The sequence below is a fragment of the Pseudomonas brassicae genome (genome assembly GCF_010671725.1).
GTDB lineage: Bacteria > Pseudomonadota > Gammaproteobacteria > Pseudomonadales > Pseudomonadaceae > Aquipseudomonas > Aquipseudomonas brassicae.
This window is the reverse complement of the sequence record NZ_JAAHBU010000328.1, coordinates 1-10494: the sequence shown is the minus strand read 5'-3', so window position 1 is coordinate 10494 and position 10494 is coordinate 1. Positions and strand designations below refer to the sequence as shown.

Annotated in this window: 6 protein-coding genes and 2 pseudogenes; 1 reads left to right on the top strand and 7 read right to left on the bottom strand. The window is 61.5% G+C overall.

What is annotated here, in order from left to right; translation table 11 throughout:
* Positions 1-164 precede the first annotated feature (164 nt).
* The 7 genes and pseudogenes from G3436_RS20630 to G3436_RS20600 all read right to left on the bottom strand — a co-directional run bounded on the left by G3436_RS20630 (position 165) and on the right by G3436_RS20600 (position 8463).
* Positions 165-1058: an ABC transporter permease subunit gene (locus G3436_RS20630; protein ID WP_163948798.1), complete on the bottom strand. Its 894-nt coding sequence runs from the start codon at positions 1056-1058 to the stop codon at positions 165-167.
* Positions 1055-1936, bottom strand: a complete 882-nt coding sequence (locus G3436_RS20625; RefSeq protein WP_338001298.1) for an ABC transporter permease subunit — start codon at positions 1934-1936, stop codon at positions 1055-1057. The genes G3436_RS20630 and G3436_RS20625 overlap by 4 nt, the downstream gene beginning before the upstream one ends.
* Before the next feature lie 35 nt (positions 1937-1971).
* Positions 1972-3114, bottom strand: a complete 1143-nt coding sequence (gene potA, locus G3436_RS20620) for a polyamine ABC transporter ATP-binding protein (RefSeq protein ID WP_163948793.1) — start codon at positions 3112-3114, stop codon at positions 1972-1974.
* A 58-nt stretch (positions 3115-3172) separates the two neighbouring features.
* Entirely contained in the window at positions 3173-4267 is a 1095-nt protein-coding gene (locus G3436_RS20615; protein WP_163948790.1) for a polyamine ABC transporter substrate-binding protein, read from the bottom strand.
* Positions 4268-4431: 164 nt separating this feature from the next.
* Positions 4432-5528: pseudogene (locus tag G3436_RS20610) on the bottom strand (polyamine ABC transporter substrate-binding protein).
* Positions 5529-5695: 167 nt separating this feature from the next.
* Complete coding sequence (locus G3436_RS20605; protein ID WP_163948787.1) at positions 5696-7057, bottom strand: aspartate aminotransferase family protein; 1362 nt, start codon at positions 7055-7057, stop codon at positions 5696-5698.
* A 47-nt stretch (positions 7058-7104) separates the two neighbouring features.
* Positions 7105-8463 carry a glutamine synthetase family protein gene (locus tag G3436_RS20600; protein WP_163948784.1) on the bottom strand — a complete coding sequence of 453 codons (1359 nt, stop codon included), beginning with the start codon at positions 8461-8463 and terminating at the stop codon, positions 7105-7107.
* A 603-nt stretch (positions 8464-9066) separates the two neighbouring features.
* Here G3436_RS20600 and G3436_RS20595 point away from each other — a divergent pair.
* Positions 9067-10441, top strand: a pseudogene (locus G3436_RS20595) (glutamine synthetase family protein).
* Positions 10442-10494: the final 53 nt, after the last annotated feature.

Sequence of the window (10494 nt, the reverse complement as noted above, 5' to 3'; positions counted from 1 at the left end):
CCCACAGGGTTATCAGTGCTCATGAGACAGGCACTTTACCCTGCCTTTACTGGGGCCTTGACCCCCTTCACTGGCAAAGCCAGCTCCCACAGGCGATGGCACCCCTCTCTCAAGGACAGTGACTTACCTGTGGGAGCTGGCTTGCCAGCGAAGGGGCCGTCAGATCAGGCCGAGACCTGCGCGGCGGTAGCGCGACGCACGTCCGGCTGCTTCCACGAATCGGCCGCGCTTTCTTCGATGGCCTGCTGGATCGCACGTTTGCGGCGCTCTTCGGCACGACGGCTGAAGTACCACACCATGAAGGTCACCAGCGACACGCTGAGCAGGATCAGGCTGGCCACCGCGTTGATCTCCGGCTTCACGCCCAGGCGCACCGCCGAGAACACTTCCATCGGCAAGGTGGTCGAACCCGGCCCCGACACGAAGCTGGCCAGCACCAGGTCATCCAGCGACAGCGCGAACGACATCATGCCGCCCGCCGCCAGCGACGGCGCGATCATCGGGATGGTGATCAGGAAGAACACCTTCCACGGCCGCGCCCCCAGGTCCATGGCGGCCTCTTCGATGGACAGGTCCAGCTCGCGCAGGCGCGCCGACACCACCACCGCCACATACGCCGCGCAGAACGTGGTGTGGGCGATCCAGATGGTGACAAGACCACGCTCCTGCGGCCAGCCGATCATCTGCGCCATGGCCACGAACAGCAGCAACAGCGACAGGCCGGTGATCACCTCGGGCATCACCAGCGGCGCGGTGACCAGGCCACCGAACAGCGTGCGGCCCTTGAAGCGGGTCACCCGGGTCAGCACGAAAGCCGCCAGGGTACCCAGCGCCACGGCGGCAATCGCGGTGTAGCAGGCGATCTCCAGCGAGCGCATCACCGACCCCATCAGCTGGGTGTTGTCGAGCAGGCCGACGTACCACTTCACCGACCAGCCGCCCCACACCGTCACCAGCTTGGAGGCGTTGAACGAGTAGATCACCAGGATCAGCATGGGCAGGTAGATGAACAGCAAGCCCAGCACCAACATCAGTTTGGAGAAACTGAAACGCTTCATGCCCTGCCCTCCATCTCTTTGGCCTGACTGCGGTTGAACAGCAGGATCGGCACGATCAGGATCGCCAGCATCACTACCGCCAGGGCCGACGCCACCGGCCAGTCGCGGTTGTTGAAGAATTCCTGCCACAGCACTTTACCGATCATCAAGGTTTCCGGGCCGCCCAGCAGCTCGGGGATGACGAACTCGCCCACCACCGGGATGAACACCAGCATGCAGCCGGCGACGATGCCGTTCTTGGCCAGCGGCACGGTGATCTTCCAGAAGCTGTTGAAGGTACTCGAACCCAGGTCCGATGCGGCCTCCAGCAGGCTCTGGTCATGTTTGACCAGGTTCGCGTAGAGCGGCAGGATCATGAACGGCAGGTACGAATAGACCACACCGATGTACACCGCCAGGTTGGTGTTGAGGATCTGCAGCGGCTGATCGATCAGCCCCAGCCACATCAGGAAGGCGTTGAGCAACCCGTTGTTGCTGAGGATGCCCATCCAGGCGTACACCCGGATCAGGATCGCCGTCCAGGTCGGCATCATGATCAGCAGCAGCAATACGGTCTGCATTTCCTTGCGCGCATTGGCGATGGAGTACGCCATCGGAAAACCGATCAGCAAGCACAGCACGGTACTGATCAGGGCCATCTTCAACGAGCCCAGATACGCCGAGATATACAGCTCGTCTTCGCTCAGCAGGCCGTAGTTGGCCAGGTTCAGCACCAACTGCACCTTGCCTTCGAGGTAGGTGTAGATCTCGGTGTACGGCGGGATCGCCACGTCGGCTTCGGCAAAGCTGATCTTCAGCACGATGAAGAACGGCAGCATGAAGAACAGGAACAGCCACAGGAACGGGACGCCAATCACCAGATGGCGGCCCTCGGGTATCAACCGGTTGATCGCTCGCTTGAGCTTGCGGATCTTCATGACCGCAGGACCACGCCGCTGTCGTCTTCCCACCACACGAAGACTTCATCGTCCCAGGTCGGACGGGTGCCCTGACGCTCGGCGTTGGCCACGAACGACTGCACGATCTTGCCGCTCGGCAACTCGACGTAGAACACCGAATGACCACCCAGGTAGGCGATGTCGTGCACCTTGCCACGCGACCAGTTGAACTCGAAGCTCGGCTGCTCGGTGGTTACCAGCAGCTTTTCGGGGCGCAGTGCATAGGTGATGCGCTTGTCTTCCACCGAGGTGGTCACGCCATGGCCGACGTAGATCTTGCGCTCCAGTTCGGGGCTGGAAATCAGCGCGTGGCCTTCGGCGTCGTCCACCACTTCACCGTCGAACAGGTTGACGTTGCCGATGAACTCGCACACCAGGCGGCTGGTGGGGGTTTCATAGACGTCGATCGGGCTACCGATCTGGGCGATCCAGCCCAGGTGCATGATGGCGATGCGCTGGGCCATGGTCATGGCCTCTTCCTGGTCGTGGGTGACCATCACGCAGGTCACACCGACGCGTTCGATGATCTGCACCAGTTCCAGTTGCATCTGCGAGCGCAGCTTCTTGTCCAGCGCCCCCATCGGTTCGTCGAGCAGCAGCAGCTTGGGGCGCTTGGCCAGCGAGCGGGCCAGGGCCACGCGCTGACGCTGGCCGCCCGAAAGCTGGTGCGGCTTGCGCTTGGCGTACTGGGTCATATGCACCAGCTTGAGCATCTCACCGACACGCGCCTCGATCTCCTGCTTGGTCATCTTGTCCTGCTTGAGACCGAAGGCAATGTTGTCCGCCACACTCATGTGCGGGAACAAGGCATACGACTGGAACATCATGTTGATCGGCCGCTCGTAGGGCGGCATGTCGGTAATGTCCACACCGTCCAGGAAAATGCGCCCTTCGGTAGGCCGCTCGAAGCCGGCAAGCATGCGCAGCAAGGTCGATTTGCCCGAACCGGAGCCACCGAGCAGCGCAAAGATCTCGCCCTTCTTGATCTCCAGGGACACATCGTCCACGGCTACGGTTTCGTCGAACTTCTTTGTAACCCGGTCGATCTTGACCAGCACCGTCTTGGGTTGCTGATCGCCCTCGAGGGCTTTCTTATAGGCACCGGAGGCAACTGCCATGTGTGAAACTCCCAACAAGATTTTGGTGCCCGCCCCTGCCGTGACGAGCCCTGGATTGTTACTTGCCCGACTTGACCTTGGTCCAGCTGCGGGTCATCAAACGTTGTATCTTGGGCGGTAACTCGGAATTGACGTACAGCTTGTCCAGCACCTCTTGCGGTGGGTAAACCGCTGCGTCGGTTCGCACGCTCTGGTCCATGAGTTCGCCAGCCTTGGGGTTCGGGTTGGCGTAGCCGACGTAATCGCTGACCTGGGCAATGACCTCAGGCTTGAGCAGATAGTTGATGAATGCATGGGCCTCTTTGAGGTGGGTCGAGTCCTTGGGGATCGCCAGCATGTCGAACCAGAGGTTGCCGCCTTCCTTGGGGATCACGTACTTGAGCGCCACGCCCTTGCCGGCCTCTTCGGCACGCGACTTGGCCTGGAAGATGTCGCCGGAAAACCCTGCGGCTACGCAGATGTCGCCGTTGGCCAGGTCCGAGATGTACTTGGAGGAGTGGAAGTAGGTGATGTAAGGACGCACCGCCAGCAGCTTCTGCTCGGCGTCGGCGTAGTCCTTGGGGTTGGTGCTGTTGGGGTCGCGCCCCATGTAGTTGAGCACCGCCGGCAGCATCTCGTCCGCCGAGTCGAGGAACGCGACACCGCACGCAGAGAGCTTCTTGATGTTTTCAGGCTCGAACAGCACGGCCCACGAATCGATCGTGTCGACACCCAGCGCGGCCTTGACCTTCTCGACGTTGTAGCCGATGCCATTGGTGCCCCACAGGTAGGGGACCGCGTACTGGTTGCCCGGGTCGTTCTTTTCCAGACGCTGCATCAGCGCCGGGTCGAGGTTCGAATAATTGGGCAGCAGCGCCTTGTCGAGCTTCTGGAATGCGCCCGCCTTGATCTGCTTGCCCAGGAAATGGTTGGACGGCACCACCACGTCATAGCCGGTGCGACCGGCCAGCAGCTTGCCTTCCAGGGTTTCGTTGGAATCGAAGACGTCTTGCACCGGCTTGATCCCGGTGGCCTTCTCGAAGTCCGCGAGGGTGGTCTGGCCGATGTAGTCCGACCAGTTGTAAATGTGCACCGTGGGCGCCGCTTGGACGCTGAACGCCAGCGTCAGACCCGCTCCAGCCATGACGGCCTTGCGAAAGAGTGAAGTAGACAAGTGGGAGGTCCTCTACAAAAGTGCCCAAGTCGTACGGCAGAAACACCTGCGGTACCGGCAAACCGGCGCGCAACTTACCTTCGATACACCCATCCGGCAAAAAGAATTTGCCTTGAAGCCCCGTTCAGGCACTGTTTTTCAGTGCCTGACGGGAAAAACCGGATTTATTTGCCAGATTTGATCTTGGTCCAGCTGCGGGTGATCAGGCGCAGAGTAGGTGCGTCCAGGTCACTGATGGCGTACAGCTTGGCCTTCACCGCATCCGACGGGTAGATGCTCGGATCACCGGAAATGTCCTTGTCCACCAGCGCAGTCGCTGCCTTGTTGCCGTTCGGGAAGCGCACCGCGTTGGTGATCTCGGCCATGATTTCCGGCTGCATCAGGAAGTTCATGAACTGGTAGGCGGCATCGACGTTGGTGGCGTCCTTGGGAATCGCGACCATGTCGTAGAACGTACCGGCACCTTCCTTCGGAATACTGTAGGCCAGCTTGACCTTGTCACCCGCTTCGTGGGCACGGGCCTTGGATTGCTCCAGGTCACCCGAGTAACCCACGGCCACGCAGATGTTGCCGTTGGCCAGGTCCGAGATGTACTTGGAGGAATGGAAGTACGCCACCGATGGGCGGATGCTCAGGAACAGCTCTTCGGCGGCCTTCAGGTCTGCCTTGTCCTTGCTGTTGGTCGGCTTGCCCAGGTAGTGCAGGGCTGCCGGAATCATTTCGGTCGGCGCGTCGAGGAAGCTCACGCCGCAGCTCTTGAGCTTGGCGATGTTTTCCGGCTTGAACACCACATCCCACGAGTCGATCTTGTCGACGCCCAGCGCGGCCTTGACCTTCTCGGGGTTGTAGCCGATGCCGATGCTGCCCCACATGTACGGGAAGGCGTGCTGGTTGCCCTGGTCGCTGGCGTCGCCAACGGCCTTGAGCAGGTCGCTGTCGAGGTTCTTCCAGTTGGGCAGCTTGGACTTGTCCAGTTCCTGGTAGACGCGGCCTTGATCTGCTTGGCCAGGAAGTTGTTCGACGGCACCACCACGTCGTAGCCCGACTTGCCAGCCAGCAGCTTGGCTTCCAGGGTTTCGTTGCTGTCGAACACGTCGTAGACCACCTTGATGCCCGACTGCTTCTCGAACTTGGCCACGGTGTCCGGGGCAATGTAGTCGGACCAGTTATAGACGTGCAGCACCTTGTCATCCGCCTGAACAGCACCTGCCATCACCCCGGCGAGGGTAGCGGCCAACAGCGTCTTGCCCATTTTTTTCATGCGTAATGCTCCAGAATTTTTATATGAAACCGTCTGTTCAGCGACCGACTCGTGCGGTGCAAGCGCTGGGCGACTGAAACAGTCGCTAGTCTGGCAAGATCCGTGGCGCTCTTTCAACCAGAGCGCCGCCCGGATTGCCACGCCCCCACGCTCAGCCTAGCACCTGGTTACTGCAGTGCTTCGAGCGTCAGGTCCAGGCATTTGCGCGCCTTTTCCAGCAGTTCGTCGATCTCTTCACGGCTGATTACCAGCGGCGGTGCAATGATCATGGTGTCGCCCACGGCGCGCATGATCAGCCCGTTGTCGAAGCAGAACTGGCGGCAGATCATGCCCACGCCCTTGCCTTCGTAACGGCTACGGGTTGCCTTGTCCTTGACCAGCTCGATCGCGCCGAGCATGCCCAGGCCGCGTACCTCGCCCACCAACGGGTGATCGTTTAGCTCGCGCAGACGTTTCTGCAAATAGGGTGCCGTTTCCGTGTGAACCCGCTCGATGATCTTTTCATCGCGCAGAATCCGCAGGTTTTCCAGGCCCACCGCGGCCGCCACCGGGTGGCCGGAATAGGTGAAGCCGTGGTTGAAGTCGCCGCCCTCGCTGACCACCGCCGCCACCTCGTCGCGCACGATCACGCCACCCATGGGGATGTAGCCGGAGGTCAGGCCCTTGGCGATGGTCATCAGGTCAGGCTTGAGGTCGTAGTAATCGGCGCCGAACCACTGACCGGTGCGCCCGAAGCCACAGATCACTTCGTCGGCCACGAACAGGATGTCGTACCTGGCCAGGATTTCCTTCACCTTCGGCCAGTAGCTGTCAGGCGGGATGATCACGCCGCCGGCGCCCTGGATCGGCTCGGCAATAAAGGCCGCGACGTTGTCTTCGCCAACCTCGAGAATCTTCTTCTCCAGTTGCTCGGCCGCCCAGATGCCGAACGCGTCCGGGGTCATGTCGCCACCCTCGCCGAACCAGTACGGCTGCGGGATGTGCACGATGCCCGGAATCGGCAGGTCGCCCTGCTCGTGCATGCCCGACATGCCGCCCAGGCTGGCGCCGGCCACGGTCGAACCGTGGTAGCCGTTGACCCGGCCAATGATGACCTTCTTCTGCTTCTTGCCTTTGAGCGCCCAGTAGTGACGCACCAGGCGCAGCACGGTGTCGTTGCCCTCCGAGCCCGAGCCGGTGAAGAACACATGGCTCATGCCGGCCGGGGCCACCTCGGCAATCGCCTTGGCCAGCTCCAGTGCCGGCGGGTGCGCGGTCTGGAAGAACAGGTTGTAGTACGGCAGTTCGCGCATCTGCGCGGCCGCAGCCTCGGCCAGTTCGTCACGCCCGTAGCCGATCGCCACGCACCACAGCCCGGCCATGCCGTCGAGGATCTTGTTGCCCTCGCTGTCCCACAGGTGCACGCCCTTGGCCTTGGTGATGATGCGCGGGCCTTTTTCCTTCAGCTGCTTGTAGTCACTGAACGGGGCCAGGTGATGATCACGACTCAGGGCTTGCCACTCGCGGGTTTGCGGGTTGTTGACGCTCATGTGCTTCTCCGATGACTGACGGCCGCGCTCCTGCGGCCCCGGGTTTATCAGACCGCGAACAGCAGGAACTCGCGTTCCCAGGAGCTGATCACGCGCTTGAAGTTTTCATGCTCGGCGCGTTTGGTCGCGACGTAGCCGGCAATGAATTTCTTGCCCAGGTAGGGCTCCAGTGCGCTGCAGTTTTCCATGCGCTCCAGCGCATCCTCGATGGTCAGCGGCAGGCGCAGGTTGCGACGCTCGTAGCCACGGCCCTTGACCGGGGCGCTCGGGTTGATGCCCTCGACCATGCCGATGTAGCCACACAGCAGGCTCGCGGCGATGGCCAGGTACGGGTTGGCATCGGCGCCCGGCAGGCGGTTCTCGACGCGGCGGTTCTGCGGGCCGGCATCCGGTACGCGCAGGCCCACGGTGCGGTTCTCTTCGCCCCACTCCACGTTCACCGGCGCCGAGGTGTCGGGCAGGAAGCGGCGGAACGAGTTGACGTTGGGCGCGAACAGCGGCAACACCGACGGAATGAACTTCTGCAGGCCGCCCACGTGGTTCAGGAACAGCTGGCTCATGCTGCCGTCTTCGTTGGAGAAGATGTTCTTGCCGGTGTGCACGTCGATGATGCTCTGGTGCAGGTGCATCGCACTGCCCGGCTCGCCGGTCATCGGCTTGGCCATGAAGGTGGCGGCCACGTTGTGCTTGAGCGCGGCCTCGCGCATGGTGCGCTTGAACACCAGGATCTGGTCGGCCAGCGACAGCGCGTTGCCATGACGGAAGTTGATCTCCATCTGCGCGGTGCCGTCTTCGTGGATCAGCGTGTCGAGGTCCAGGTTCTGCAGCTCGCACCAGTCATAGACGTCTTCGAACAGCGGGTCGAATTCGTTGGCGGCTTCGATGGAGAACGACTGGCGGCCGGTTTCCGGGCGCCCGGAGCGGCCAATCGGCGGCTGCAGCGGGAAGTCCGGGTCTTCGCAGCGCTTGGTCAGGTAGAACTCCATCTCCGGCGCCACGATCGGCTGCCAGCCCTTCTCGGCATACAGTTTGAGCACTTTCTTGAGCACGTTGCGCGGCGACAGCTCGACCGGGTTGCCCTGCTTGTCGTAGGTGTCGTGGATCACCTGGGCGGTCGGCTCGACGGCCCACGGCACGAGGAACACCGCGTTCTCGTCGGGACGGCAGATCATGTCGATGTCTGCCGGGTCGAGCAGCTCGTAATAGATGTCATCGTCGACATAATCGCCGGTCACGGTCTGCAGCAGCACGCTTTCGGGCAGGCGCATGCCCTTCTCGGCGATGAACTTGTTGGTCGGGGAGATCTTGCCACGCGTGATCCCGGTGAGGTCGCTGATCAGACACTCGACTTCGGTGATCTTGTGCTCTTTCAACCAATCGGTGAGCTGGTCGAGGTTGTTACTCATAAATACCTCAGGAGGCAAATGTCTGGACTGTCGTCAGGACGCCCAAGCTGGGCCGTCCTGATCATTCTGGATGCCGCACGACGCTAAAGCAAAGCACCTGGCACAGGGCCGCCGTCACGGGTGTTGCCCGCAAGGGCGAGGAGCCCGCTATAGTGATGGCAGTCGATGACAAATGAGGGTGCGCTCCCGGGCAGATGGCCAAGGCCGTCAATTATTGCGGCCAGGTTGCGGCACACCACCGGGCCGCGTTTGCGCTCGGTGTGGCAGGCGTGCAGACCGATCCGCGCGGTGCGGCCGGTGACGCCAGTTGTCGGCAGGCGAGACATGTAACCCCCGGTATTATTGCTGTTATGGGTTGCGACCGAGCTTAGCGCTGTTCATTTTTTTACACAACACCCCCGTAAAAAATAGAACACGCCCCGCTCAAGATCGCCGCTGCGCTACCAAAGCAGGCCTTGCTGACGCCCTCAATTGCAGCAAAAATGCCGCTTGAGCGCCGTTTTAGGGCATGATGGGGCTGGCTTGACTTCGGCAAGGCTTTCGCGTTGACTGAACCTGCAAGCCCCCATTGATTGATATTTTTAACAACAAAGGTGTTGCATCATGTCGGTACCCCCGCGTGCCGTTCAGCTTAACGAAGCGAACGCGTTCCTTAAGGAACATCCTGAGGTTCTCTACGTTGACCTTCTGATTGCAGATATGAATGGTGTGGTGCGTGGCAAGCGCATCGAACGCACGAGCCTGCACAAGGTTTACGAGAAAGGCATCAACCTGCCGGCCTCCCTCTTCGCCCTGGACATCAACGGTTCGACCGTCGAAAGCACGGGCCTTGGCCTGGACATCGGCGATGCCGACCGCATCTGCTATCCGATCCCCGATACCCTCTGCAACGAGCCTTGGCAGAAGCGCCCGACCGCGCAACTGCTGATGACCATGCACGAACTTGAAGGCGAGCCGTTCTTCGCCGACCCGCGTGAAGTGCTGCGCCAGGTCGTGAGCAAGTTCGACGAGCTGGGCCTGACCATCTGCGCCGCCTTCGAGCTGGAGTTCTACCTGATCGACCAGGAGAACGTGAACGGCCGTCCGCAGCCGCCGCGCTCGCCGATCTCGGGCAAGCGTCCGATCTCGACCCAGGTGTACCTGATCGACGACCTCGACGAATACGTCGACTGCCTGCAGGACATCCTCGAAGGCGCCAAGGAACAAGGCATCCCGGCCGACGCGATCGTCAAGGAAAGTGCCCCGGCGCAGTTCGAAGTGAACCTGCACCACGTCGCCGACCCGCTGAAGGCGTGCGACTACGCGGTACTGCTCAAGCGCCTGATCAAGAACATCGCCTACGACCATGAGATGGACACCACCTTCATGGCCAAGCCGTACCCTGGCCAGGCGGGCAATGGTCTGCACGTGCATATTTCGGTGCTGGACAAGGATGGCAAGAACATCTTCACCAGCGAGGATCCCGAGCAGAACGCCGCATTGCGTCACGCGATCGGCGGTGTGCTCGAGACCCTGCCGGCGTCGATGGCGTTCCTGTGCCCGAACGTCAACTCGTACCGCCGTTTTGGTGCCCAGTTCTACGTGCCCAACTCCCCGACCTGGGGCCTGGACAACCGTACCGTGGCCTTGCGCGTACCAACTGGCACGCCGGACGCCGTGCGCCTGGAACACCGCGTGGCGGGCGCCGACGCCAACCCGTACCTGCTGCTGGCAGCGGTGCTGGCAGGCGTGCACCACGGCCTGACCAACCAGGTCGAGCCAGGCCGGCGATGGTTGGCAACTCTACGAGCAGAACGAGCAGAGCCTGCCGAACAACTTGCGCGATGCGCTGCGCGAGCTGGACGACAGCGAGATCATGGCCAAGTACATCGATCCGAAGTACATCGATATCTTCGTGGCCTGCAAGGAAAGCGAGCTGGAGGAGTTCGAACACTCCATCTCCGACCTTGAGTACAACTGGTACCTGCACACCGTGTAAGGCTCAAGGGCCTCTTCGCTGGCAAGCCAGCTCCCACAAGGGGCAGTGGTAAT

Coding starts and splice junctions, on each gene's coding strand:
- G3436_RS20630 (WP_163948798.1), bottom strand. CDS start 1,058: ATGAAGCGTTTCAGTTTCTCCAAACTGATGTTGGTGCTGGGCTTGCTG.
- potA (WP_163948793.1), bottom strand. CDS start 3,114: ATGGCAGTTGCCTCCGGTGCCTATAAGAAAGCCCTCGAGGGCGATCAG.
- G3436_RS20605 (WP_163948787.1), bottom strand. CDS start 7,057: ATGAGCGTCAACAACCCGCAAACCCGCGAGTGGCAAGCCCTGAGTCGT.
- G3436_RS20600 (WP_163948784.1), bottom strand. CDS start 8,463: ATGAGTAACAACCTCGACCAGCTCACCGATTGGTTGAAAGAGCACAAG.